This window comes from Sediminicoccus sp. BL-A-41-H5, assembly GCF_050632405.1.
GTDB lineage: Bacteria > Pseudomonadota > Alphaproteobacteria > Acetobacterales > Acetobacteraceae > Roseococcus.
This window is the reverse complement of the sequence record NZ_CP192601.1, coordinates 971,200-994,493: the sequence shown is the minus strand read 5'-3', so window position 1 is coordinate 994,493 and position 23,294 is coordinate 971,200. Positions and strand designations below refer to the sequence as shown.

The window sequence follows — 23,294 nt, the reverse complement described above, 5'->3', positions numbered from 1 at the left end:
GGCACCCCAGCTATATGGGGTGGATCTCCCGAGGTGAAGTCCGAATGCCCCCCCATCCCGAAACCTGGCTGCGCGTGACGCCCGATGGCCTGTTCTGCGAGCCGGGCGGCTTCTTCGTGGACCCGGTGCGGCCGGTGGAGCGCGCGGTCATCACCCATGGCCATAGCGACCATGCGCGCCCCGGCCACACCCATGTCCTCGCCACCAAGGAGACGCTGGCCATCATGCGCGCCCGCATGGGCGAGGATCGCGCCGGCGCCACGCAGCAGGCGCTCCCCTATGGCGAGGTGCTCGGCATCAACGGCGTGAAGCTCTGGCTGCGCCCGGCCGGGCATGTGCTGGGCTCGGCGCAGGTGTGCCTGGAATGGCAGGGCTCCCGCGCCGTGGTCAGCGGCGACTACAAGCGCCGTCCTGACGCGACCTGCGCGCCCTTCGAACCAGAGCGCTGCGACGTCTTCGTCACCGAGGCGACCTTCGCTCTGCCCGTCTTCACCCACCCGCCCGCGGGGCAGGAGATCGCGCGGCTGCTGCGCTCCGTCGCGCTCTTCCCCGGCCGCACGCATGTCATCGGCTGCTATGCGCTCGGCAAGGCGCAGCGGCTGATCTCGCTGCTGCGCGAAGCCGGGTGGGATGCGCCCATTCCGCTGCATGGCGCGCTGATGAAGCTCTGCACGCTCTATGAGGAATTGGGCGTGCCGCTCGGGCCCCTCACACAGGCCACGGTGGCGGGGAAGGAGCGCCTGGCCGGCGCCATCGTCCTGGCGCCCCCCTCCGCCATCGCCGATCGCTGGGCGCGGCGGCTCTCGGATCCCATCCCCTGTCTCGCCTCGGGCTGGATGCGCGTGCGGCAGCGCGCCCGGCAGGGCGGCGTGGAGCTGCCCATGGTGATCAGCGACCATGCCGATTGGCCCGAATTGCTCGCCACCTGCACCGAGGTGGAAGCCGGCGAGGTCTGGGTGACGCATGGGCGGGAGGAGGCGCTGATCCATGCGCTCGCAAGCCGTGGCATCCGAGGCCGCGCGCTGCACCTGGTGGGCCGCGGCGAGGGAGAAGAGGAATGAGCGGCAGCCTCGAAGCCTTCGCGGAGCTGCTGGAGCGGCTGCTCTTCACGCCCGGGCGCAACGGCAAGCTGGCGCTGCTGCGGCAATGGTTCGCGGGCCAGCCCGACCCGGATCGCGGCATCGGCCTCGCCGCATTGGCGGGCGAACTCAGCCTGCGCACCGCCAAGCCCGCGCTGCTGCGCGAACTCATCGCCGAGCGCACGGACGCGACGCTGTTTGCGCTGAGCTACGACTACGTGGGCGATCTTGCCGAAACCATCGCGCTGCTCTGGCCGGAGGGCGACCGTCGCAACGCGCCGCCGCCGGGCCTGGCCGAGGTGATCCAGACGCTGGAGACGGCGCCGAAGGCCGCGCTGCCCGGCCTCATCGCCGCATGGCTGGATTCGCTGGAGTCCGGCGCGCGGCTCGCGCTGATCAAGCTCATCACCGGTGGCTTGCGCGTCGGCGCCTCGGCGCGGCTCGCCAAGGCGGCGCTGGCGGAATGGGCCAGCGTCGAACTAGGCGAGATCGAGGAGGTCTGGCATGGCGTCGCACCACCCTACCTGCCGCTTTTCGCCTGGCTGGAAGGGCAGGGGCCGCGGCCCGACCCGAATGGCGCGCCTGTGTTTCGCCCCCTTATGCTGGCGCATCCGCTGGAGGAGGCGGATTTCGCCAAGCTCCATGCGCCCGATTGGCGCGCCGAGTGGAAATGGGACGGCATCCGCGTGCAGCTCACGGCGGGGCCCGGCGGGGCGCGCATCTGGTCCCGCTCGGGCGAGGATATCTCCGCTGCCTTCCCCGAGATCCTCGCGGCGATGCGCTTCCACGGCGTGGCCGATGGGGAGTTGCTGGTGATGCGGGAGGGTGAGGTCGCCCCCTTCGGCGATCTGCAGCAGCGCCTGAACCGCAAGAGCGTCACGGCGAAGATGCTGCGCGACCACCCCGCGCATGTGCGCCTCTATGACCTGCTGTTCGAGGGCGAGACGGATTTGCGCGCGCTGCCCTTCGATGAACGCCGCGCGCGGCTTGAATCCTGGTTCGCGCGCGAAGCGCCGAGCCGCATGGACCTCTCCCCGCTCATCGGCTTCGGCACGATGGAGGAGTTGGCCGAGATCCGCGCCGGCACCCGCGCCGCCTCCATCGAGGGGCTGATGCTCAAGCGCGGCGACAGCGTCTATTCGCCCGGCCGCGTGAAGGGCCCCTGGTGGAAATGGAAGCGCGATCCGCTGAACGTGGACGCGGTGCTGATGTATGCGCAGCGGGGCCACGGCAAGCGCAGCAGCTTCTATTCCGACTACACCTTTGGCCTCTGGCGCGGGGATGAGCTCGTGCCCATCGGCAAGGCCTATTCCGGCTACACCGATGCCGAGCTCGCCTTCCTCGACAAATGGATCCGCGACCACACCACGGCCCGCTTCGGCCCGGTGCGGGAGGTGGAAAAGGCCCTGGTGCTGGAGGTGGAGTTCGACGCCGCGCAATACTCGCCGCGCCACAAATCCGGCGTGGCGCTGCGCTTCCCGCGCATCGCCCGCATCCGCCGTGACAAGCCCGCGGCCGAGGCGGACCGGCTGGAGACGCTGGAGGCGCTGATCAGGCGTTGAATCGCGGGCGCGGATGTCCCTAGGCTGGCAGCCCCGCCACGGAGACCGCCATGCTGATCCGCGCCGGCCTTGTGCTTCTCGCCCTCGCCAGCCCCGCGCTGGCGCAGCCGCAGGTGATCTCGACGCCCAATTCCCCCGCGGCCATCGGCCCCTGCAGCCAGGCGCTGCGGGTGGGGAACACGCTCTATCTCGCGGGCCAGATCGCGCTCGACCCGGCGACCAACCAGATGATCGCCGATCGCAGCATCGAGGCCGAGACCCGCCGCGTGCTGGACAACCTCAAGGCCGTGGTGGAGGCGGCCGGCTTCCGCATGAGCGACATCGTCAGCACCACCGTCTTCATGGCGGATCTGAACGAATTCGCGCGGATGAACGCGGTCTATGCCACCTATTTCCCGACCAATCCGCCGGCCCGCGCCACGGTGCAGGCGGCGCGCCTGCCGCGCGACGCGAAGGTGGAGATCGTGGGCATCGCCGCCCGGTGAGCGCTGGTTGACCCCCGGCACCCCGCGTGATGCGCTGGGCGCAAACCCAAGGGAGGTCATCCATGCCCATCGTGAAAAATCTCGCCAAGCAGCGCCTGGCCGAGGGCGGTCTCGCCATCGGCTTCGGCGTCCATCATCTGCGCGGCTCGGCGGTCGGCGCGCTCGGGGCGGCCACAGGCTTCGACTGGCTCTTCATCGACATGGAGCACGGCGCGATGAGCGTGGATGACGCGGCGCAGATCTCCATGGCCGCACTCGGCCAGGGCTGCACGCCCATCGTGCGCTGCTGCAAGGACGCGCTCTTCGAGGGCACGCGCTGCCTCGACAATGGCGCCATGGGCGTCGTCGTCCCGCATGTGGACACGGTGGCCGAGGCGAAGCGGGTGGTGGAGGCCTTCCGCTTTCCGCCGCTGGGCATGCGCAGCTGGGGCGGCCCGCCCATCCTCTACGGCTTCCAGGCGCCCGATGCGGCGACGGCGCAGCGCGAGAGCAACGAGCAGGTGCTGATCGCCTGCATGGTGGAGACGGAGGAGAGCGTGGCGAACGCCGACGCCATCGCCGCCATCCCGGGCGTGGACGTGCTGATGTTCGGCACGAGCGACCTCACCGCCACCATGGGCATCCCCGGGCAGATCGGCCACCCTCGCGTGCGCGCGGCTTACGCGAGCGTGGCGGCGGCCTGTGCGCGGCACGGCAAGGTGCTGGGCATGGGGGGTGTGTATGACGAGGTGGTGGCGCGCGACTACATCGCGCTTGGCGCGCGCTTCATCCTGGGCGGTTCGGACCATGTGTTCCTGATGGCGGGTGCAGGCCAGCGCGCGACATTCCTGCGCGGGCTGGCGCCGGGCTCAGCGGCCGGTTGATCCCGATCAAGGTGGGGGAGGGGCGTTGCGGCGCATCATGGCTCCAGTTGCGAAACATTCGCAAATAGACTTGCGAGTGGTTCTCAGTTGCGATAACCAGCGCCCAGACACCTCCACCCACAGGGAACGCCATGCACCGCCGCAGCCTGCTCGCCGCCACCACCGCCTCCCTCTTCACGCCCGCCCTGCTCCGCGCGCAGGAGCGGGTGCTGAGCCTCTATTCCTCCCGCCACTACGACACTGATCGGGAGCTGTATGACGGCTTCACCCGCCAGAGCGGCGTCCGCATCCGCCTGATCGAGGCCAATGCCGACCAGCTGCTGGAGCGCATCCGCTCCGAGGGTGCCAATAGCCCGGCCGATGTGCTGATCACCGTGGATGCCGGCCGCCTCTCCCGCGCGCAGGAGGCGGGCGTGCTCCAGCGGGTGGATTCCGCCGTGCTCCAGAGCCGCATCCCGGCCCATCTGCGCGACCCTGACGGGCACTGGTTCGGCTTCTCGATGCGTGCGCGCGTCGTGATGTACGACAAGACGATCGGCCTGCCCGCCGGCCTCACCCGCTACGAGGACCTCGCCAAGCCGGAATATCGCGGCATGGTGGTCACGCGCTCCTCCGGCAACATCTACTCGATCGGCTGGACGGCGAGCATGCTTGCCGCCAATGGCGCCGAGGCGACCGAGGCCTGGGCGCGCGGCATCGCCGCCAACCTGGCCCGCCCGCCCGCCGGCGGCGACACCGACCAGATCCGCGCGGCCGCCGCCGGGCAGGGGCGGCTTGCCATCTCCAACACCTATTACCTGGGCAACCTCGCGCGGTCGCAGCGCGCCGAGGATCGCGCCATCGCCGAGAAGATGGCCGTGCTCTTCCCGAACCAGGGTGACCGCGGCACGCATGTGAACATCTCGGGCGCGGGCGTCGTCCGCACCGCGCCGAACCGCGAGGCGGCGGTGGCCTTCCTGGAATACATGAGCGGCCAGGCGGCGCAGTCCATCTTCGCCGACGGCAACAGCGAATATCCGGTGGTGGCCGACGCCCAGCCCAGCGCCTTCCTGCGCGGCCTCGGGGCCTTCAAGCAGGACCAGCTGAACGCCGCGCGCATCGGCGCGCTCTCGCCCGAGGCGCTGCGGATCATGCAGCGGGCGGGTTGGCGCTGATGGTCGCCCGGGAGGGCGCGGGGCCATGGTGATCTGCCTCTGCAATGGCATGAGCGATGGCGACGTGCGGGCCGCCATCGCGCAGGGCGCATCCCGCCCGGCCGAGGTCTACGCCTGCTGCGGCGGCCGCGCGCAATGTGGTTGCTGCGCGCCCACGATTGTGCAAATTTTGAAGGAAGGCTCAACCAGGGGCTGAAACAGGAACGAAGGACAGCGCATGCCCAAGGGCGACCCCAAGGTCATCGAGCACCTGAACATCCAGCTCACCAACGAGCTGACGGCCATCAACCAGTATTTCCTGCATGCCCGCATGCTGGATGACTGGGGTGTCACCAAGCTCGCCAAGCACGAATACGCCGAGAGCATCGAGGAGATGAAGCACGCCGATGACCTCATCAAGCGCATCCTCTACCTCGGCGGCCTGCCCAATGTGCAGCGGCTGAACCCCATCCTCATCGGCCAGAATGTGAAGGAGGTCCTGGAATGCGACCTCAAGCTGGAGGTGAAGGCCCTCGCGGACCTGCGCGAGGGCATCGCCCATTGCGAGGGCGTGCGCGACTATGTGAGCCGCGACCTGCTCAAGGCCATCCTCGCCAATGAGGAGGAGCACGAGGATTTCCTCGAGACGCAGTTCGACATGATCCGCCAGATGGGGCTCGAGAACTACATCCAGCTCAACAGCGCGGCCGCCCCGGAACAGCACGGCTGAGCCTTCCCACGGCTTTTATGTTGCATCGCAGCATGGGCTGGGTGAAAACCCTCCTCGGCGCCCCTCGGGGTGCCGAGCGAGGAGCCAGCCATGCCGGATGATCTTCCCCCGCGTCCAGACGCGCCCCCCATCTTCTGGCCCTTCGGCGCCATCCAGGATTACTGGCTGGATGCGGCGCAGCGCGCCATCCTCACCCTCGACGCGCTGCGGCAGCGCGGCGACAACCAGATCGAGCGCGCGCGCGCCACCGCGCCGCACGTCCTCACCTTCGAGGTGGAGGTGCTGGTGGATGGCCGCCAGCTTGCCCGCCCGGTGAATTATGGCCTGGTCCGCATCGTGCCGCCGAAGGGTGTGACGGTGGACGCGGCCAAGCGCCCCTTCATCGTCTTCGACCCCCGCGCGGGCCATGGCCCGGGCATCGGCGGCATGAAGCAGGAGAGCGAGATCGGCGTCGCACTCGCTGCCGGGCATCCCTGCTATTTCGTGGGCTTCCTGCCCGACCCCGTGCCCGGCCAGACGATCGAGGATGTCTGCGCGGCGGAAGCGCATTTCGTCGAGACCGTCATCGCCCGCCACCCGGAGGCGGAGAGCAGGCCGTGCCTGATCGGCAATTGCCAGGCGGGCTGGCAGGTCATGATGATGGCGAGCCTCAACCCCGAGCTCCCGGGCCCCATCCTGCTGGCTGGCGCGCCGCTCTCCTACTGGGCGGGCGTGCGGGGGAAGAACCCGATGCGCTACACGGGCGGCCTCTATGGCGGCAGCTGGCTCACGGCGATGAGCGGCGACCTCGGTCATGGCGTCTTCGACGGCGCCAACCTCATCGCCAATTTCGAGGGGCTGAACCCGGCCAATACCTGGTGGAAGAAGCTCTACAGCCTCTATTCCAAGGTGGACACGGAGGCCGCGCGCTTCCTCGATTTCGAGAGCTGGTGGGGCAACCCCGTCACGCTGAACGCCGAGGAGATGCAGTTCATCGTGGATGAGCTCTTCATCGGCAACAAGCTCTCGGCCGCCGCCATCACCGCGCGCGACGGGCGGCGGATGGACCTGCGCAACATCGGCGGGCCGATCATCGTCTTCTGCTCCTGGGGGGATGACATCACGCCGCCGCAGCAGGCGCTGGGCTGGCTGACCGACCTCTACGACACGGATGAGGAGCTGCGCGCGGCCGGTCAGACGGTCGTCTACACCGTGCACCAGACGATCGGGCATCTCGGCATCTTCGTCTCCGGGCAGGTGGCGAGCCGCGAGCATGGCCGCTTCACCAACTGCATGGACATGATCGAGATGCTGCCGCCCGGCCTCTACGAGGCGGTGATCACCGAGGTGGACGAGGACACGGCGAACCCCGAGCTGATCCAGGGCAGATACCTGTTCCGGCTGGAGGGGCGCGGCCTGGACGATCTGCGCGCCATGGGCGGCAACGACGCGGCGGACCAGCGGCGCTTCGAGACGGTGGCGCGCGTCTCCGAGATCAATCGCGGTCTCTACGCGCAGTTCATGGCCCCCGCCCTGCGCGCGATGAGCACGCCGCAATCGGCGGAAGCGCTGCGGGCGCTGCATCCGCACCGCCTGCGCTTCGGGATGTTTTCGAGCCGCAATCCATTCCTCGCCGCCCTTCCCGCGATGGCCGAGGCGGTGCGCCAGGATCGCCGGCCGGTGGAGCCGGAGAATCCGCTGCTGGCGATGGAGCGCCAATTCTCCGATGGCGTGGTGCGCGCGCTGGATGCGTATCGCGACGCGCGTGACGCGATGAAGGAGGCGGTCTTCCTCTCCACCTACGGCTCGCCGCTGCTGCAGGCGCTGGTGGGCCTGGGCGCCGAGACGGGCCGCACGGGACGCCGCGTGGCGCGGGATCTGGTGCGCGAGGCTGCGGCCGAACGCGCCGCCGCCGCCCTCGCGCGCCGCATGGCCGAGGGCGGGCTGCCCGAGGCGATGCTGCGCGGCCTGATCCATGTCCTGCGTGGCGAGCGCGGCTTCGATGAACGCGCGGCGCATGTCATCGAGGCGCTGCGTGCGGCCCAGCCGCGCGAGATCCGCCTCACGCTGCCGCAATTCCGCGAGCTGGTGCGCGACCAGGCGCAGCTGCTCCGCATGGATGAGGCGCGCGCGCTGGCGACCCTGCCGGAGCTGCTGCCCCAGGATGCCGCGCTGCGCGCCAAGGCCTTCGCCGCGTTGCGCGCGGTGGTGCTGGCGCAGGGCGCGCTCTCCGCGGAGGGGCAGGCGCGGCTTGAAGCGCTCGCCGCCATGTTCGGCGCGGCGACGCCGGCGCTGGAATCGCCCGCGCCCCGGTTCGCCAAGCCGGAGCCCTCGCCACCGGAGCCCAAGCGCGCCGCGCTGCCCCGCACGGCCCGTCCGCGCAAGGCCGCAACGCCCGCGCCCGGGCCGCGCCGCCCGCGGGGGCGCGGCTGATGCAGGCCCCCCCGAGCCCGGTCCTCAAGGGCCGGCGCGCGCTGGTCGTCGGCGTCGCGAACGAGCACTCCATCGCCTATGGCTGCGCCAAGGCGTTCCGGGAGCTGGGCGCCGATCTTGCCATCACCTACCTGAACGAGAAGGCGCGGCCGCATGTGGCCCCGCATGCCGAGGCGCTGGGGGCGGAGATCCTGGCACCCCTCGATGTCTCCGTGCCCGGCCAGCTGGAGGCGGTCTTCGAGGAGATCACCCGCCGCTGGGGCCGCCTCGACATCCTGGTGCATTCCATCGCCTTCGCGCCGAAGGAGGACCTCCAGGGCGGCCTGCTGAACTGCTCGGCGGAGGGCTTCGCGAAGGCCATGGACATCTCCTGCCATTCCTTCGTCCGCATGGCGAAGCTGGCGGCGCCGCTGATGACCGAGGGCGGCTCCATGTTCGCGATGAGCTATTACGGCGCGGCCCGCGTCGTGCCCAACTACAACGTGATGGGCCCGGTGAAGGCGGCGCTGGAGGCCTCCTGCCGCTACCTCGCGCATGAGCTGGGACCCCAGGGCATCCGCGTGCATGCGATCTCGCCCGGGCCGCTCAAGACGCGCGCCGCCTCGGGCCTCAAGGATTTCGAGCTGCTGCTGGCGGAAGCGGCCGAGCGCGCGCCGATGGGCGAACTGGCCGACATCATGGATGTGGGCTTCGCCTGCGCCTATCTCGCCACTCCCTATGCGCGGCGCGTCACGGGGGGCACCATCTATGTGGATGGCGGCGCCAACATCGTCGCCTGAGAGGGCGCCAGCATCGTTGCCTGAGACATCGCATGACCTCCCGCTATGACCGCCTGATCACCGCCTGCGCGCAGCTGCCGCCGACCCGCGTGGCCGTCGCGCATCCCTGCGACGCGACCTCGCTGTTGAGCGCCATCGAGGCGATGCAGGCGGGCATCATCATGCCGATCCTGGTCGGGCCGCAGGCGAAGATCGCGGCGGCCGCGCAGGCCGCCGGTGTCAGCCTGGACGGCATCGAGCAGGTGGACGCGCCGCACAGCGACGCCGCGGCCGAGATCGCCGTCGGCCTCGTGCGTGAGGGCCGGGCCGAGGCGCTGATGAAGGGCAGCCTGCACACGGATGAGCTGATGCGCCCGGTGGTGGCGAGGGAAGGGCTGCGCACCAAGCGCCGCGTCAGCCACTGCTTCGTGATGGATGTGCCCGGCCATCCCGATCCGCTCATCATCAGCGACGCCGCGGTGAACATCGCGCCCACGCTGGCCGAGAAGGCGGACATCACGCAGAACGCCATAGACCTCGCGCATGCCCTGGGCTTCCAACAGGTGCGGGTCGCCATCCTCTCGGCGATGGAGACGGTCAACCCGGCCGTGCCCAGCACCATCGAGGCTGCGGCGCTGTGCAAGATGGCCGATCGCGGGCAGATCACGGGCGGCGTGCTGGACGGGCCGCTGGCGCTCGACAACGCCATCGATCCGGATGCGGCGGCGATCAAGAAGATCGTCTCGCCCGTGGCGGGCCGCGCCAATGTGCTGATCGTGCCCGACCTCGAGGCCGGGAACATGCTGGCCAAGAGCCTCACCTTCCTGGCCGGGGCGCAGGCGGCGGGCATCGTGGTCGGCGCGCGGGTGCCGATCATCCTGACGAGCCGGGCCGACAGCCAGGTGACGCGCATCGCCTCCTGCGCCATCGCGGCGCTGGTGGCAGCGGGGCGGCGGACCATGCCGGCGCGCGCACTGGGCGACTGAGGGATGGCTGAATTCTTCCTGGTGGTGAATGCCGGCTCCTCCAGCATCAAGTTCGGGCTGCATGAGACGCGCCCGCCCTTCGCCGCGCATCTGCGCGGGCTGATCGAGGGAATCGGGACCGCGCCGCGCCTGCGCCTGCGCGACGCGGCCGGCGAGACGGTGCTGGAACGCGACTGGCCGGCCGAGGGCTTCGACCATGCCCGCGCCATTGGCGAGATGCTGGCCCTGGAGCGCGAGGCGCTGGGCGGCGCGCGGGTCCTCGCGGCCGGGCATCGCGTGGTGCATGGCGGGTTGGATTTCGCGGGGCCGGTCATGGTGACGCCCGCCATCCTGGAGCGGCTGGCCACCCTCTCGCCGCTCGCGCCGCTGCACCAGCCGCACAACCTGGCCCCCATCCGCGCGCTGGCGGAGCTCGTGCCCGGGCTGCCGCAGGTGGCCTGCTTCGACACGGCGTTTCATCGCAGCCAGGCGCCGCTGGTCCAGGAATTCGCCCTGCCGCGCCGCATGACGGAGGCCGGCATCCGCCGCTACGGCTTCCATGGCCTCTCCTACGAATACATCGCGACGCGGTTGCCTGCGCTGGGCCTCGCGGATGCGCGCGTCATCGTTGCGCATCTCGGCAATGGAGCGAGCCTCTGCGCCATGCGGGGCGGGCGCAGCATCGCCAGCACCATGGGCTTCACCGCCTGCGACGGGCTGATGATGGGCACGCGCTGCGGCGCGCTGGACCCGGGTGTGCTGATCCATCTGATGGACAGCGAGGGGATGGATGCGCGCGCGCTGGAGGCGCTGATCTACAAGGAAGCCGGGCTGCTCGGCGTCTCCGGCATCTCGTCCGACATGCGTGCGCTGCGGGCTTCCGACGCGCCCGCGGCTGGCCACGCCATCGCCCTCTTCGTGCATCGCATCCTCCGCGAGATCGGCTCGCTGGCCGCGGCCCTGGGCGGGCTGGATGCGCTGGTCTTCACCGCCGGCATCGGCGAGAACGACGCGGCCACGCGTGCGGAGGTGGCGGTGGGCTGCGCCTGGCTCGGCCTGACGCTCGATACGGCGCGGAATGCGGCGGGGGAGGGGCGGATCAGCGCGGATGGCGCGCGCGTCTCGGCCTGGGTGGTGCCCACCGACGAGGAGGGCATGATCGCCCGCCACGTCGCGGAACTTCTGGCCTAGACCGCGCTGCGTTCGCAGGCGTTCACTGCGCGCGGTCCAGCCTTTCACTGAGAGGATGATTCAGCGTTTCGGCGTTTCCGCCTCAACGCATCATGCTCTAGCTCCGCTTCATCGCCCGCGTCAGCGCATAGACCGGCAGCAGACCGGCCAGAACGATGAGCAGCGCCGAGGTGCTGGCCTCGGCCAGCCGCTCGTCGGAGGCGAGGTTGTAGACGCGCACCGCCAGCGTGTCGAAATCGAAGGGACGGACGATCAGCGTCGCGGGCAATTCCTTCATCGTGTCCACGAAGACGAGGATTCCCGCCGTCAGCAGCGCGCCGCGCGAAAGGGGCAGCTCCACGCGCCACACCGCCTCGCCCGGGCCGCAGCCGAGCGAGCGCGCGGCCGCCTGGAAGCTGGGCTTGAGCCGCGCCAGCCCGCTCTCGACGGAGGAGAGGGCGACCCCCAGGAAGCGCACGAGATAGGCGAAGACGAGTGCGGCGATGGTGCCCGAGAGCAGCAGGCCGGAACTCACGCCGAAGCTCGCGCGCAGCCAGGAATCCAGCGCATTGTCGAAGATGCCGAAGGGCACCAGCGTCCCCACCGCGATGACCGAGCCCGGGATGGCGTAGCCCAGGCCCGCCGCCCGGTTCGCCCAGCGCGCGGTGGCGCTCGGATAAAGCCGCGCCGCCCAGGCCAGCCAGGCGGCCAGCAGCACGGCGAGCGCCGCTGTGATGGCCGCCAGCGTCAGCGAATGCGTGAGAAACGGCAGGAAGCGCGAGGGGGAAAGCGGGTCGCCCGCCTCGATCATCAGCGCGAAGAGCGCGCCGCCCGGGATGACGAAGCCCAGCAGCAGCGGCAGGGCGCAGCCCAGCGCCGCCAGCGCGCCCTTCCAGCCGGTGAGCTGCACGGGCCGGAAGGGCGCGTGGCGCGTGGTCATCGGGTGGAAGCGCCGCCCGCCGCGGCTCGCCTGCTCCAGCGCCAGCAGCAGGGCCACGCAGAAGAGCAGGGCGGCGGCGAGCTGGCTCGCGGCGCCGCGATCGCCCATGCCGAACCAGGCCTCGTAGATGCCGGTGGTGAAGGTGCGCAGGCCGAAATGCTGCACCGTCCCGAAATCGGCGAGCGTCTCCATCAGCACGAGCGCGAGGCCGGCCACCAGCGCCGGCCGCGCGAGCGGCAGCGCGACCCGCCAGAAGCAGCGCGAGAGCGAATGGCCAAGCGTGCGCGAGACCTCGACCAGGCAGGTGGACTGCGCGAGGAAGGCCGAACGGCAGAGCAGGTAGACGTAGGGGTAGAGCACCATGGCGAGCACCAGGGCCGCGCCATGCAGGCTGCGCATCTCCGGGAACCAGTAGTCGCCGTAGCGCCAGCCCGTGGCCCCACGCAGGCTCGATTGCACCGGCCCCGCCACATCCATCAGCCAGGTCCAGGCATAGCCGCTGACATAGGCGGGCATGGCGAGCGGCAGCAGCAGCGCCACCTGCAGGAAGGCACGGCCGCGGAACTCGCAGGCGGTGACGAGCCAGGCGGTGATGGCCCCCGCGCTGCCCGCCATGAGCGCCACCAGCAGCGCCAGCGCCGCGGTGGTGCCCAGCATCTCGGCCAGCGAGGTGCGCCAGATGTGCAGCCAGGCCTCGCCCGCGGGGGCGATGGCGGCGGCCAGCACCGCGGCGATGGGCAGCAGGATGATCCCCGCCACGCCGAGCGTCAGCCGCGCCCAGAGAGGGACACGGCGCGCGGGGGCGGCGGCCAGGGGGGCTGCGCTGGTGGTGACGCTCATGGTGAGTTGCGACGCATTCTCATCTGCGGCGCAGTCCTACAGCAAAGCCGGGCGGCGGTCAGCCCTTCTTGGCCGCTTCCCATTCGGCGAGGCTGATGCGCGGCACCTCCACCCGGTCCGTCGTCCGGGTGTACCAGCCGCGGCCATGCATGCGGCCCACCAGGTCGAGCTTGGGGGTGTCGATGTAGCGCTTCGCTTCGTCCATCACCGCGTCGTCGCGGACATGCATGGCGACGACGCGCCCCAGCACGATGGTGTGGTGGCCGACGGGGACCAGCTGGAAGGTCTTGCATTCCAGCGCCACCGGGCTCTCGCCGATGCGCGGCACGCGGATCTTGCTGGAGGGGATCTTGGTGAGCTTCGCCTCCTCCAGCTCATCCACCTCGGGGCCGAAATCGGTGGCGGTGATGTTCATCTGCGGCAGGTGCGACTGCGGCACGAGGCAGACGACGAACTCGCCCACGGCCTTGATGTTGGCCAGCGTGTCCTTGGTGGCGCCGGAGGGCTTGGGCCCGCAGCCGATGCCGATGACGACGGGGTCGTCCGAGAAGGCGTTGAAGAAGGAATAGGGGGCCGCGTTCACCACGCCCGCCTCGTCCTGGCTCACCACCCAGGCGATGGGGCGCGGCACCACGGTCGAGACGATGAGCTTGTAGCGGTCGGCGGTGGGGAGGGTTTCGAAGTCGAAGAGCATGGGGCGCGGCCTTCCGGATGGGGTGCCGGCAAATTGAGCGCGGGGCGCCGATCTGTCGAGGGGGCGTTCACCGGACCTTAAGTGCCGATGCCGGAGACTGGAACGGACAAGGAGAATCCTTCCCATGCGCTTCTTCCGGAATTTGTCCGTCGGCCGAAAACTGGCCCTCAGCGCCGGCGTCGCCCTCTTGCTGCTGGGCGTGCTCATCGGCCTCGTCACGCGCGAGAATGCCATGGTGACGGAGCAGCAGGCGGCCGAGCGCCGCGCCGCCGCCGCACGCTTCGCCGCCTTCGAGGCCGGACGTCACCTGATGGAGGCGAACAACGCCCAGCGCGGCGCGCTGCTCGCCAACCAGCCCCAGCGACTGGCCGCCGAGGCGGCGCTGATGGAGGAGAGCCTGACCGCCGTGACGCAGGCGCTGACGCGGGCGCGGGAGAGTGCCGCCGCCGCCGCCATCGCGCCGCTGGAGACGACGCAGCGCGATTTCGCCGAATTCGCCTCGGCCGTGCGGGCCACCGTGGAGGCCCGGCGCGAGCTGATCCAGAAGCGCGACGCCGATTTCTTCCCCCGCTTCGCCGAATTCGACCAGGCGCTGGAGGCCGCCGCCGCCAACCTGCAATTCGGCGTCGAGGGCGATGCGCGCGATGAGCTGCGCGACATCATGACCACCTTCGTCCAGGCGGTGAACGAGGTGCGGCTCAGCCTGCAGCGCTACCTCGCCACCGATGACACGGCGGCGGCCACCCGTACCCGCCGCGCCGCCTCCCAGGCGCGGGTGCATGCCCGCCGCCTCACCTCCGCCGCGCCGGATCCCGTGAAGGCCGACATGGAGCGCCTGACGACGACCGGCCTCGCCCTGGCCGAGCAGGCGGATGGGGTGATGGCGCTGGCCAGCCGCATCCAGGAGCTGCGCAACACCCGCAACACGCCGGCCCGGGAACGGACGGCCACGGCGCTGGGCGCGGCGAATGCGGCGCTGGAGGCCGAGGCGGTGCAGAACGCCGCCGCCGCCCGCGCGGCCATGGCGTCACTGGAGCGCAGCGTGTGGATCATCGGCGCGGTCGTTGCCCTCCTGCTCGCCATCTCCGGCTGGCTGACGGCGCGCGCCATCGGCACGCCGCTCGGCCGCATCGCCGCCGCGGTCCGGGAGATCGCCGGGGGCGATACCACGCGCGCGGTGCCCGACCAGGACCGCCGGGACGAGATCGGCCAGATCGCCGTCGCGCTGGAGGGGCTGCGGGGCGAGGTGGCGCAGGCCTTCGCACGGCAGCAGATGCTGGAGCAGATGCCGCTCGGCGTCATGATGGCCGATCCGAAGGAGGAGCTGCGCATCACCTACCTGAACCCCGAGGCGCGGGAACTGATGCGGCGGATCGAGCATGTGCTGCCGGTGCAGGCCGAGGCCCTGACGGGCCAGGAGGTCTCGATCCTGGACGGCGACCCTGCGCTGCAGCCAGGGATGCTGGCCGATGGCACCCGCCTGCCGCACCGCGCGCGGATCAGCACGGGCGGCGAGGTGCTGGACCTCAACATCACCGCGATCCGCGACCGCGCCGGCGCCTATGTCGGGCCCATGCTGTGCTGGCAGCTCGTCACCGGCCAGGCCCGCCTGGCCGACCGCTTCGAGGCGGAGATGGGCGGCGTGGTGGATGCGGTGGCCGCCGCCGCCGGGCAGATGCAGCAATCCGCCCACGCGCTGACCGGCGCGGCCGAGACTTCGGGCCGCGAGGCGGAGGCGGTCTCCGAAGTGTCGCAGCGCGCCGGCGCCGATGTGCAGGCCGTGGCGGCGAGTGCGGAGGAGCTGGCGGCGAGCGTCGCCGAGATCACGCGCCAGGTGGCCGAGGGGGCGGAGGTGGCGCGCGCAGCGGCGGATGAGGCGCGCGCGACGGACGGCACGGTGCAGGGCCTCGCTCAGGCGGCGGCCAAGATCGGCGATGTGGTGCGCCTGATCAGCGACATCGCGGGCCAGACCAACCTGCTGGCGCTGAACGCCACCATCGAGGCGGCGCGGGCGGGCGATGCCGGCAAGGGCTTCGCCGTGGTGGCGAGCGAGGTGAAGAGCCTCGCCGCGCAGACCGCCAAGGCGACCGAGGAGATCGCGGGCCAGATCGGCGGCATCCAGGGCAGCACCGGCGAGGCGGTGGGCGCGCTGCGCTCCATCACCGCGACCATCGAGCGCATGAACGAGGTGACGGCCGCCATCGCCGCCGCGGTGGAGGAGCAGGGAGCCGCCACGCGCGAGATCGCCCGCAGCGCCGCGCTGGTGGCGGAGGGCACGGGCGCGGTCGCGCGGCGCATCGAGGATGTGCGCGCGGCTTCGGGCGAGACGGGCCGTTCGGCGGGCGAGGTGCTGAACGCCTCGAACGATCTCGCGCAGCAGGCGGGGCTGTTGCGCGACAAATCGGCCGAGTTCCTGAAGCAGGTGCGGGCGGCCTGACCCTCACCGCCGCCGGGCGGCCTCGGCCTCGATCATCTCGCGCAGGCCCAGGCCCCAGGAGGAGATGCCGCGCAGGAAGGGCATGAGGGGCACGTCGAGCAGCTCCACCTTTTCAGGCGTGAAGATGTAGATCGCGCCCGACATGGGCGCGGGCGAGCCGGGAACGAAGACCATCAGCCGGCCATCGGCGAATTCATCCATGACGAGGGCGGGGCAGAGCCCCTCCTCGATTTGCGCGAGCGCCGGGCGGAGGGAGCGGCCATTCTGGCCGCCCCCGGGGCCCATGAGCGGCCCTTCAGCGGCGAAGGCGCGGGCCAGGCGATAGCCCGGAATGCATTCGAGCAGCCCCGTCTCCAGCAGCCGCCGCGCGTGCCGGCCCGTGGCCGAGCGCACCAGCACGCCCACCAGCGCGCAGAGCAGCAGCAGGAGCAGCACGGCGACGAGGGCCGGGTGGACATAGGTGCTGGAGAGCGGGTCCGCCATCGCCTGCAGCCGGTGCACGATGCCCAGCACCAGCAGCGCGACGGCGCCGAGCGGCAGCACCACCAGGGCGCCGTCCATCAGCGCCTGTCCGATCACCTTCATCTCGTCTCTCCTGCTCAAGCCCCCGGGAAGATGTGGGCCCAGTCCTGCCGCATGGAGGCGACGTGCCAGCCCCGCGCCGGCGCGTCATCCAGCCCGCGGGCCAGCCGGCCCACATGGCTCTGCCGGTCATAGGCGTATTCGCGCGCGGCGTCGTCGTGATGGATGATCATGCCGAGGCGCCGTCCCGCGCCTTCCGTCGTGTAGCGCAGCATGTGCCAGTCGCCATCCGAATTGCCAAAGGCGGCGATGGGGCGGCGGCCGATGAAGCGGGCGATGCCGACCGGCTTGCCCGGTCCGTCATCCACGAAATCCACGCGCGGCTCCATCGTCAGCGTGATGCGGCCATCGGCCTGCCCCGGCTGGAGCGCGAAGCTCGATCCCACCACCTGGTGCGGCGGGATGCCATAGGCGGTTTCCGAGAAGGCGCGCACGAACTCCACGCCCCCGCCCGAGACGATGAAGGTCTTGAAGCCATGGGCGCGCAGCAGGGCCAGCACCTCCAGCATGGGCTGGTAGACCAGCGCGGTGTAGGGGCGGCCCCAGCGCGCATCCCGCGCGGTGGCGAGCCATTCGGCCGCGAGCCGCCGGCCGGCATCGGGCGAGAGGCCCCCCAGCGCCAGGCCCAGCAGCCTGAGGATGCCCGCGCTGCCGCCGGCCAGCACGGCCGGCATGTCGCCCGCCAGCGCTGCGTTGAGCAGCGCGTCCTGCGCCCAGTCCGGATGGGTCGGCGCCAGGGCGCGCAGCCGATCCCGCGCGAAGAGGAGCTGCGTGTAGACGGGCTGCTCCACCCATAGCGTGCCGTCATTGTCGAAGGTGGCGATGCGCTCGGGCGGCGGCACGAAATCCGCCGTGCCCGGCGTGGTCACGGCGGCGACGAAGTCGAGGATCGCGCGGCGGCGCGGGCCCTCGCGCCAGGAGGGCAGGGGGTCCGTCTGCGCCCGGGCCGGGGCGATGGCCAACGACAGGGCGGCGAGCGAACGGCGGGCAAGGCGCATCGGTGGCCTCCTTCCGTTGTGGGGCCGGCGGGCGCCGTGAGGCGCGCCCGCCGGCTCGGCACGCCCCCACGGCCCGGGCCGCGAAGGCGCGCGAGAATCACCGCCCGGCGGCGGCCGTCCTCAGGCGGGACATGGCATCGCCCAGGCTGAAGCTGCCCGGCGCCTGGCGCGGCGGAAACTCGCGGAAGGTGGCCAGGAACTGCCCGACGAATTGCTGCGCGGGCACGAAGGCGAAGGCGCGTTCCACCCGCCAGCGGCCATAGTCGAAGCTTTCATCCGCGCGCTCGAAGGGGTCGGAGCGCAGGTTGAACAGCATGGGCATGCGCAGCGTCGTGAAACCGCGCTCCCAGACGCGCAGGCCATGGTTCTCCTGGATCAGGAAATGGATCTTCCACTGGTCGTAGCGCAGCGCGGCCAGGTCGCCGTCATCGGTGAAGTAGAACATCTCCCGCCGCGCGGCCGGCCCGCTGCCGGTGAGCAGGGGCAGCTGGTTGTAGCCGTCCAGATGCACCTTGTAGCTGCGCCGCCCGGCCTGGTGGCCAGCCAGCAGCTTGGGCTTGATGTCGGGGTCGCCGGCGGCGGCCACCAGCGTGGGCAGCCAGTCCTGGTGGGAGAAGATGTCGTTGATGACCTGGCCGGGCTGGATCCGGCCGGGCCAGCGGATCGCCATGGGGACCCGGAAGCCGCCCTCCCAGGCCGTCGCCTTCTCGCCGCGGAAGGGGGTGCAGCCGCCATCGGGCCAGGACATCACCTCGGCGCCGTTGTCCGTGGTGTAGAGCACGATGGTGTTCTGCGTGATGCCGAGGTCGTCCAGCTTCTTCAGGAGCTGGCCCACATGCCCGTCATGCTCGACCATGCCGTCCGGATAGACGCCAAGGCCGGTGACGCCGCGCGAGGCTTCCTTGAGCCGCGTCCAGATATGCATGCGCGTCGAGTTGAACCAGGTGAAGAAGGGCCGGTTCGCGCGGTGCGAGCGGTCCATGAAGTCGAGCGCGGCCCCCAGGAACTCCTCATCCACCGTCTCCATTCGCTTCATCGTGAGCGGGCCGGTGTTCTCGATGCGCTGCGTGCCGTCCGCATTGGCCCAGGATTTCAGCACGCCGCGCGGGGCGTATTGGCGGCGGAATTCGGGGTTGCGCGGATAGTCGGGGTTCTCCGGCTCATCCTCGGCGTTCAGGTGGTAGAGGCTGCCGAAGAATTCGTCGAAGCCGTGCATGGTGGGCAGATGCTCGTCGCGGTCGCCCAGGTGGTTCTTGCCGAATTGCCCGGTGGCATAGCCCATGGCCTTGAGCAGCACGGCGATGGTGGGGTCCTCCGCGCGCATGCCCTCGGCCGCGCCCGGCAGGCCCACCTTGGAGAGGCCTGTGCGCACCGGGCTCTGCCCGGTGATGAAGGCCGAGCGGCCGGCGGTGCAGGAATTCTCGGCATAGGCATCGGTGAACATGGCGCCTTCGCGCGCGATGCGGTCGATGTTGGGCGTGCGGTAGCCCATCATCCCCATGTTGTAGGCGCTGATGTTGGACCAGCCCACATCATCGCCGAAGATCACCAGGATGTTGGGGCGGCCCTGCGGCGCGGCGGCGGGCCGGGCGGGGGCTTGCGCCTGGGCGAGCTGCACGCCCTGCGCCGCCGTGGCGGCGAGGCCGGCGGCACCGCCCAGCAGCATGTTGCGGCGCGAGGGCCGGATGGTCTCGGTCATGATGTGGTTCCTCCGTTCTGGTTCTTGGGACGGCGGATGCAGCGGAAGCCGATATGGCTCATGCCGGTGTCCACCATCTGGGCGTGCCGCGCGGCGGGGCGGTAGCGGCGGCAATAGCTGGGCGCGCAGAGGAAGCTGCCGCCCTTCACCACGCGGCGCGGGATGCGGATGGCGGGCTGGCGCGGGTCGTAGCTGCCCGCCATCGCCGGGCCGCGAGGGTTCTGCGGCGCGCAGCAGGGCTTGGCGGGGTCGGCCGCGTGGCGGGCGGCGAACCAGTCCGCCGTCCATTGCCAGACATTGCCGGCCATGTCGTGGAGGCCGTAGCCATTGGCCGGGTAGGAGGCGACGGGCGCGGTGCCGGTGAAGCCATCCGTCTCGAAGTTGCGCCAGGGGAAGGGGCCCTGCCAGGTGTTGGCGAGATGCGTCCCGCCGGGCGCCAGCTCATCGCCCCAGACGAATTCCGCGCCATCCAGGCCGCCGCGTGCCGCGAATTCCCACTCGGCCTCCGTGGGCAGCTCCTTGCCGGCCCAGCGCGCATAGGCCTCGGCATCCTCGAAGGCGACATGCACCACGGGATGCTGTTCGAAGCCGGCGAGGTCGCTGGCTGGGCCATGCGGCCGGCGCCATTGCGCGCCCGGCGTCCAGCGCCACCAATGCGAGATGTCGCGCGTGTCGACGGGCCCGTCGGTCATGTGGAAGACCAGCGCGCCGGGCACCAGCAATTCGGGCTTCGCGCCAGGATATTGCGCGGGGTCGAGCGGGCGTTCGGCCACGGTGACGTAGCCCGTGGTGGCGACGAAGGCGGCGAATTCCGCGTTGGTGACGGTGGTGGCGTCCATCCAGAAGCCATCCACCCGCGCCTCATGTGCCGGCTTCTCCTCCGGGTAATGCAGGTCGGAGCCCATGCGGAAGCGGCCGCCGGGGATCCAGCGCATGCCCTCGGGCGGCGTCTCGGTCATCGCGCGCGTTTCTTCGCGTCAGGGTTCATCCGGCGTGGTCCTCACCGGATTGAGCTTGCCAGGGGAGCGCGACTGGGGGGTAATGATCGCTCGGCAATTTCCGATTGCTCAGGGTGCAAATGCTCGATGTCCGGGACCTCCGCCTGATCATCGCCATTGACGAGCATGGCAGCCTGCTGCGCGCCTCCCGCGCGCTGGCCATGGCGCCCTCCGCCGTCACGCGCGGGCTGGCCGCGATCGAGGCGCGGCTGCGCGGCCCGCTCTTCGAGCGCACGGGCCGGGGCACGATCACGACCGATCTCGGCCGCGCGGTGCTGGCCGATGCGCGGGACATCCTGGAGCGCATGGCCGGGCTCGACCGCCATCTGGCCGAGGCGCGCGGCGGCCAGGTGCGGGACCTCAACATCGTCGCCGGCAGCTACCTGGCGGAGGGCCTGGCGCTGAGCGCGGCGGGGCGGATGGTCAGCCAGTATCCGCAGGTGCGGATGCGCCTCACCGCCGCGAACTGGACCGAGGTGGCGCGCGCCGTGCTGGAACGCGAGGCGCCGATCGGCCTGCTCGACCTGCGCGGCCACCAGAGCGATGCGGGGCTGGAGGTGGAGGCGCTGCGGCCGCAGCCGGGGCTCTTCGTGGTGCGGCCGGGCCACCCCCTCACGCGGCTGCCGCGGGTGACGCTCGCCGCCATCATGGCGCATCCGCTCGTCTTCCTCGGCCGCGCGCCGCGCGAGGTGCAGGCGCCGCTGCTCAAGGCGCGGGAAGCGGCCCGCGAGGCCGGCGCGGTCCATCCGGCCTTCCCCGCGCTGGTGCACGAAAGCCCGACGGTGGCGCTGCGCCTCGTGGCTGATTCCGAAATGGTGGCTGCGGTGACCGCCAGCCTCGCCGCCGGCGCGCTGCGGCGGGGCGAGGTGGTGACGCTGCCCTGGCGAGAGCCCTGGGTATGCATCCGCCCGGGCATCCTCACCCTGCGCGGCCCCCGCCTGGGCGAGGCGGAGCAGGGCTTCCTCGACCTGCTGCGCGATGCGGACGCGGCGGCGGAGCGCGAGGGGCGCGAGATCTGCGCGTCCCTCGGCCTTTCCGCCGGATGCGCCTAGCCGATGGCGTGCGGCGCGGGCGTCTTGTGGATCAGCACCGCGTCGAGGTTCTCCAGCGCGCGATGGCCCATGGCGTCGCGCACCTCGATGGTGGCGGAGCCGAGATGCGGCAGCAGGGCCACGTTCTCAAGCACGAAATAGCCCGGGAACACCTTGGGCTCGCCGTCATAGACGTCGAGGCCGGCGGCGCGGGTGTGGCCGGAGGTGAGCGAGGCGACCAGCGCCGCGTCATCCACGCTGCCGCCACGGCCGGAATTCACGACGAGGTGACCGGGCTTCATCTTGGCCAGGCGCTCGGCGTTCAGCCACTTGCGCGTGGCATCGCCGCCCGGGACATGCATGGAGATGACGTCGATGGTGCTGAGGAAGCTGTCGTCATTGTCGTGGTAGATGGCGCCCTGTGCGGCCTCGGCCGGCAGCGGGTTGATGTCCCGGTAATGGATTTCCATCCTGAAGCCGCGCGCCATGGCGGCGAGCTCGCGGCCGATGCGGCCCATGCCGAGGATGCCGAGCTTCTTGCCCTCGAGCGTGACACCCATGAGCTGCGTCGGCGCCCAGCCCTCCCACTTGCCCGCGCGGACCATGCGCTCACCCTCGCCGGCGCGGCGGGCGGCCATGAGCATCAGCGTCATCGCGGTCTCGGCGGTGGCGAAGCTCAGCACCTCGGGCGTGTTGGTGCAGGTGATGCCGCGCGCCTTCGCGGCCGCCACGTCCAGGTGGTCGTAGCCGACGCTGAAGGTCGCGATGCACTTCACCGAGGCGGGCAGGGCCGCGATGGTTGCGGCGTTCATCGGATCGCCCGCCGCGCAGAGGATGCCGTCCGCACCCTGGGCGCGCTTGGCGATCTCCGCGCCGTCGCGGAACCAGGGCGCGTCATCGGGGTTCAGCCGGACCTCGTAGTCGCGCGCGGCGCGGGCCTCGATGGCGTCGGGCAGCTTGCGGGTGATGAGCAGCACGGGCTTCGGCATGATCGGTTCCTGGTCATTCACTGGGGACGCGCAACATAACCGCCGCGCGGCGGCTTGCCAGAGGGGGCGCGGCGCGGCAGGGTCAGGCACGATTTTTTCCAGGGGAATGGACCATGAATCTCGGGCTCAAGGGCAAGCGCGCGCTGGTGATGGGGGCCTCGAAGGGCCTCGGGCGTTCCATCGCGGATGCGCTGGCGGCCGAGGGCGCGGCGCTGGTCATCAGCGGGCGCGACCAGGCGAGCCTGGATGCGGCGGCCAAGGAGCTGGTGGCGGCGGGTGCGGCCTCCTGCACCGGCATCCCGGCCGATGTCTCGAAGCCCGAGCAGATGGACGCGCTGGCCGAAGGCGCGGTGGCGGCCATGGGCGGCGTGGACATCCTGATCCAGAACCATGGCGGCCCGCCGCCCGGCCCGGCGCTGGAGGTGACGGAGGCGCTGCTCAGCACCTGGTTCCAGAGTATCGTGCTTTCGCCTGTGCGGATCACGAATCGCCTGCTGCCCGGCATGCGCGAGCGGAAATATGGCCGCATCATCAATGTGGGCAGCACCGGAATGCTGCAGCCGCTGCCCAACATGGTGCTGAGCAACACGCTGCGCGCCAGCATCATGGGCTGGATGAAGACGCTCTCCGCCGAGGTGGCGCATGAGGGCATCACCTGCAACATCGTCGCGCCCGGCGCGATCCGCACCGATCGTTCGCTGGAGACGGCCTCCAGTCTTGCCAAGCGCCAGGGCAAGACGGTGGATGAGGTGATCGCCGAGCGCAGCAAGACGATCCCCGCCGGGCGCTATGGCCTGCCCGGTGAATATGGCCCGCTGGTGGCCTTCCTGTGCAGCGAGCAGGCGGCCTACATCACGGGCAGCATCATGCGCACCGATGGCGGGATGGTGCGCGGGTGGTGAACGTGTCTGATCGGCCGAGCGATAGCG

General features: G+C 70.9%; 21 protein-coding genes. 14 read left to right on the top strand and 7 right to left on the bottom strand.

Annotated features, from left to right (window positions below):
• The first annotated feature begins 44 nt into the window (after positions 1–44).
• From ACQ860_RS04970 to ACQ860_RS04920, 11 genes are all read left to right on the top strand, one after another.
• Positions 45–1,061, top strand: coding sequence for a ligase-associated DNA damage response exonuclease (locus ACQ860_RS04970; protein WP_431302306.1), 1,017 nt, complete (start codon positions 45–47; stop codon positions 1,059–1,061).
• Positions 1,058–2,641, top strand: a complete 1,584-nt coding sequence (locus ACQ860_RS04965) for a cisplatin damage response ATP-dependent DNA ligase (protein ID WP_431302305.1) — start codon at positions 1,058–1,060, stop codon at positions 2,639–2,641. Before ACQ860_RS04970 ends, ACQ860_RS04965 begins: the two co-directional genes overlap by 4 nt.
• A gap of 50 nt (positions 2,642–2,691) precedes the next feature.
• On the top strand, positions 2,692–3,126 hold the full coding sequence (locus tag ACQ860_RS04960) for a Rid family detoxifying hydrolase (RefSeq protein ID WP_431302304.1): 435 nt from the start codon (positions 2,692–2,694) through the stop codon (positions 3,124–3,126).
• A gap of 62 nt (positions 3,127–3,188) precedes the next feature.
• Complete coding sequence (locus ACQ860_RS04955; RefSeq protein WP_431302303.1) at positions 3,189–3,989, top strand: HpcH/HpaI aldolase family protein; 801 nt, start codon at positions 3,189–3,191, stop codon at positions 3,987–3,989.
• 131 nt (positions 3,990–4,120) lie between these two features.
• Positions 4,121–5,143: a Fe(3+) ABC transporter substrate-binding protein gene (locus tag ACQ860_RS04950; RefSeq protein ID WP_431302302.1), complete on the top strand. Its 1,023-nt coding sequence runs from the start codon at positions 4,121–4,123 to the stop codon at positions 5,141–5,143.
• A 25-nt stretch (positions 5,144–5,168) separates the two neighbouring features.
• Complete coding sequence (locus tag ACQ860_RS04945) at positions 5,169–5,339, top strand: (2Fe-2S)-binding protein (RefSeq protein WP_431302301.1); 171 nt, start codon at positions 5,169–5,171, stop codon at positions 5,337–5,339.
• A 21-nt stretch (positions 5,340–5,360) separates the two neighbouring features.
• Complete coding sequence (gene bfr, locus ACQ860_RS04940) at positions 5,361–5,852, top strand: bacterioferritin (RefSeq protein WP_431302300.1); 492 nt, start codon at positions 5,361–5,363, stop codon at positions 5,850–5,852.
• 90 nt (positions 5,853–5,942) lie between these two features.
• Positions 5,943–8,264, top strand: a complete 2,322-nt coding sequence (locus ACQ860_RS04935) for a DUF3141 domain-containing protein (RefSeq protein ID WP_431302299.1) — start codon at positions 5,943–5,945, stop codon at positions 8,262–8,264.
• Entirely contained in the window at positions 8,264–9,043 is a 780-nt protein-coding gene (gene fabI, locus ACQ860_RS04930; protein ID WP_431302298.1) for an enoyl-ACP reductase FabI, read from the top strand. Before ACQ860_RS04935 ends, fabI begins: the two co-directional genes overlap by 1 nt.
• Positions 9,044–9,075: 32 nt before the next feature.
• Positions 9,076–10,008: a phosphate acetyltransferase gene (locus ACQ860_RS04925; RefSeq protein WP_431302297.1), complete on the top strand. Its 933-nt coding sequence runs from the start codon at positions 9,076–9,078 to the stop codon at positions 10,006–10,008.
• Between the two features lie 3 nt (positions 10,009–10,011).
• A complete protein-coding gene (locus ACQ860_RS04920; protein ID WP_431302296.1) occupies positions 10,012–11,178 on the top strand; it encodes an acetate/propionate family kinase in 1,167 nt (388 codons plus the stop codon).
• A 97-nt stretch (positions 11,179–11,275) separates the two neighbouring features.
• On the opposite strand, the gene ACQ860_RS04915 is transcribed toward ACQ860_RS04920, so the two are convergent.
• Together ACQ860_RS04915 and ACQ860_RS04910 are read right to left on the bottom strand one after the other, a co-directional pair.
• The gene (locus ACQ860_RS04915) at positions 11,276–12,937 is read right to left on the bottom strand and encodes an ABC transporter permease (protein ID WP_431302295.1); all 1,662 of its coding nucleotides are present in this window, start codon (positions 12,935–12,937) and stop codon (positions 11,276–11,278) included.
• A 58-nt stretch (positions 12,938–12,995) separates the two neighbouring features.
• Positions 12,996–13,631, bottom strand: a complete 636-nt coding sequence (locus ACQ860_RS04910) for a flavin reductase family protein (RefSeq protein ID WP_431302294.1) — start codon at positions 13,629–13,631, stop codon at positions 12,996–12,998.
• Between the two features lie 124 nt (positions 13,632–13,755).
• Between ACQ860_RS04910 and ACQ860_RS04905 the strand changes: the two genes are divergently transcribed.
• Entirely contained in the window at positions 13,756–16,068 is a 2,313-nt protein-coding gene (locus ACQ860_RS04905) for a methyl-accepting chemotaxis protein (protein WP_431302293.1), read from the top strand.
• Between the two features lie 3 nt (positions 16,069–16,071).
• Here ACQ860_RS04905 and ACQ860_RS04900 read toward each other — a convergent pair whose 3' ends face one another.
• The 4 genes from ACQ860_RS04900 to ACQ860_RS04885 form a co-directional block, all read right to left on the bottom strand.
• A complete protein-coding gene (locus ACQ860_RS04900) occupies positions 16,072–16,653 on the bottom strand; it encodes a hypothetical protein (RefSeq protein WP_431302292.1) in 582 nt (193 codons plus the stop codon).
• Between the two features lie 14 nt (positions 16,654–16,667).
• Positions 16,668–17,648, bottom strand: coding sequence for an HAD family hydrolase (locus ACQ860_RS04895; protein WP_431302291.1), 981 nt, complete (start codon positions 17,646–17,648; stop codon positions 16,668–16,670).
• 97 nt (positions 17,649–17,745) lie between these two features.
• Complete coding sequence (locus ACQ860_RS04890; protein ID WP_431302290.1) at positions 17,746–19,347, bottom strand: arylsulfatase; 1,602 nt, start codon at positions 19,345–19,347, stop codon at positions 17,746–17,748.
• Positions 19,344–20,306, bottom strand: coding sequence for a formylglycine-generating enzyme family protein (locus tag ACQ860_RS04885; RefSeq protein ID WP_431302289.1), 963 nt, complete (start codon positions 20,304–20,306; stop codon positions 19,344–19,346). The genes ACQ860_RS04890 and ACQ860_RS04885 overlap by 4 nt, the downstream gene beginning before the upstream one ends.
• A gap of 119 nt (positions 20,307–20,425) precedes the next feature.
• On the opposite strand from ACQ860_RS04885, the gene ACQ860_RS04880 reads away from it, so the two are divergent.
• Positions 20,426–21,397, top strand: a complete 972-nt coding sequence (locus ACQ860_RS04880) for a LysR family transcriptional regulator (RefSeq protein WP_431302288.1) — start codon at positions 20,426–20,428, stop codon at positions 21,395–21,397.
• Here the strand turns inward: ACQ860_RS04880 and ACQ860_RS04875 are convergent.
• On the bottom strand, positions 21,394–22,365 hold the full coding sequence (locus tag ACQ860_RS04875) for a 2-hydroxyacid dehydrogenase (protein WP_431302287.1): 972 nt from the start codon (positions 22,363–22,365) through the stop codon (positions 21,394–21,396). The genes ACQ860_RS04880 and ACQ860_RS04875 overlap by 4 nt on opposite strands.
• A 113-nt stretch (positions 22,366–22,478) precedes the next feature.
• Between ACQ860_RS04875 and ACQ860_RS04870 the strand changes: the two genes are divergently transcribed.
• Positions 22,479–23,267 (top strand): SDR family oxidoreductase, encoded by a 789-nt coding sequence (locus tag ACQ860_RS04870; protein ID WP_431302286.1) that lies wholly within the window; start codon positions 22,479–22,481, stop codon positions 23,265–23,267.
• Positions 23,268–23,294: the final 27 nt, after the last annotated feature.

Excerpts from the sequence above, each read along its gene's own strand:
- ACQ860_RS04970 (WP_431302306.1), top strand. The coding sequence starts at position 45 with ATGCCCCCCCATCCCGAAACCTGGCTGCGCGTGACGCCCGATGGCCTG.
- ACQ860_RS04965 (WP_431302305.1), top strand. The coding sequence starts at position 1,058 with ATGAGCGGCAGCCTCGAAGCCTTCGCGGAGCTGCTGGAGCGGCTGCTC.
- ACQ860_RS04960 (WP_431302304.1), top strand. The coding sequence starts at position 2,692 with ATGCTGATCCGCGCCGGCCTTGTGCTTCTCGCCCTCGCCAGCCCCGCG.
- ACQ860_RS04955 (WP_431302303.1), top strand. The coding sequence starts at position 3,189 with ATGCCCATCGTGAAAAATCTCGCCAAGCAGCGCCTGGCCGAGGGCGGT.
- ACQ860_RS04950 (WP_431302302.1), top strand. The coding sequence starts at position 4,121 with ATGCACCGCCGCAGCCTGCTCGCCGCCACCACCGCCTCCCTCTTCACG.
- ACQ860_RS04945 (WP_431302301.1), top strand. The coding sequence starts at position 5,169 with ATGGTGATCTGCCTCTGCAATGGCATGAGCGATGGCGACGTGCGGGCC.
- bfr (WP_431302300.1), top strand. The coding sequence starts at position 5,361 with ATGCCCAAGGGCGACCCCAAGGTCATCGAGCACCTGAACATCCAGCTC.
- ACQ860_RS04935 (WP_431302299.1), top strand. The coding sequence starts at position 5,943 with ATGCCGGATGATCTTCCCCCGCGTCCAGACGCGCCCCCCATCTTCTGG.
- fabI (WP_431302298.1), top strand. The coding sequence starts at position 8,264 with ATGCAGGCCCCCCCGAGCCCGGTCCTCAAGGGCCGGCGCGCGCTGGTC.
- ACQ860_RS04925 (WP_431302297.1), top strand. The coding sequence starts at position 9,076 with ATGACCTCCCGCTATGACCGCCTGATCACCGCCTGCGCGCAGCTGCCG.
- ACQ860_RS04920 (WP_431302296.1), top strand. The coding sequence starts at position 10,012 with ATGGCTGAATTCTTCCTGGTGGTGAATGCCGGCTCCTCCAGCATCAAG.
- ACQ860_RS04915 (WP_431302295.1), bottom strand. The coding sequence starts at position 12,937 with ATGAGCGTCACCACCAGCGCAGCCCCCCTGGCCGCCGCCCCCGCGCGC.
- ACQ860_RS04910 (WP_431302294.1), bottom strand. The coding sequence starts at position 13,631 with ATGCTCTTCGACTTCGAAACCCTCCCCACCGCCGACCGCTACAAGCTC.
- ACQ860_RS04905 (WP_431302293.1), top strand. The coding sequence starts at position 13,756 with ATGCGCTTCTTCCGGAATTTGTCCGTCGGCCGAAAACTGGCCCTCAGC.
- ACQ860_RS04900 (WP_431302292.1), bottom strand. The coding sequence starts at position 16,653 with ATGAAGGTGATCGGACAGGCGCTGATGGACGGCGCCCTGGTGGTGCTG.
- ACQ860_RS04895 (WP_431302291.1), bottom strand. The coding sequence starts at position 17,648 with ATGCGCCTTGCCCGCCGTTCGCTCGCCGCCCTGTCGTTGGCCATCGCC.
- ACQ860_RS04890 (WP_431302290.1), bottom strand. The coding sequence starts at position 19,347 with ATGACCGAGACCATCCGGCCCTCGCGCCGCAACATGCTGCTGGGCGGT.
- ACQ860_RS04885 (WP_431302289.1), bottom strand. The coding sequence starts at position 20,306 with ATGACCGAGACGCCGCCCGAGGGCATGCGCTGGATCCCCGGCGGCCGC.
- ACQ860_RS04880 (WP_431302288.1), top strand. The coding sequence starts at position 20,426 with ATGCTCGATGTCCGGGACCTCCGCCTGATCATCGCCATTGACGAGCAT.
- ACQ860_RS04875 (WP_431302287.1), bottom strand. The coding sequence starts at position 22,365 with ATGCCGAAGCCCGTGCTGCTCATCACCCGCAAGCTGCCCGACGCCATC.
- ACQ860_RS04870 (WP_431302286.1), top strand. The coding sequence starts at position 22,479 with ATGAATCTCGGGCTCAAGGGCAAGCGCGCGCTGGTGATGGGGGCCTCG.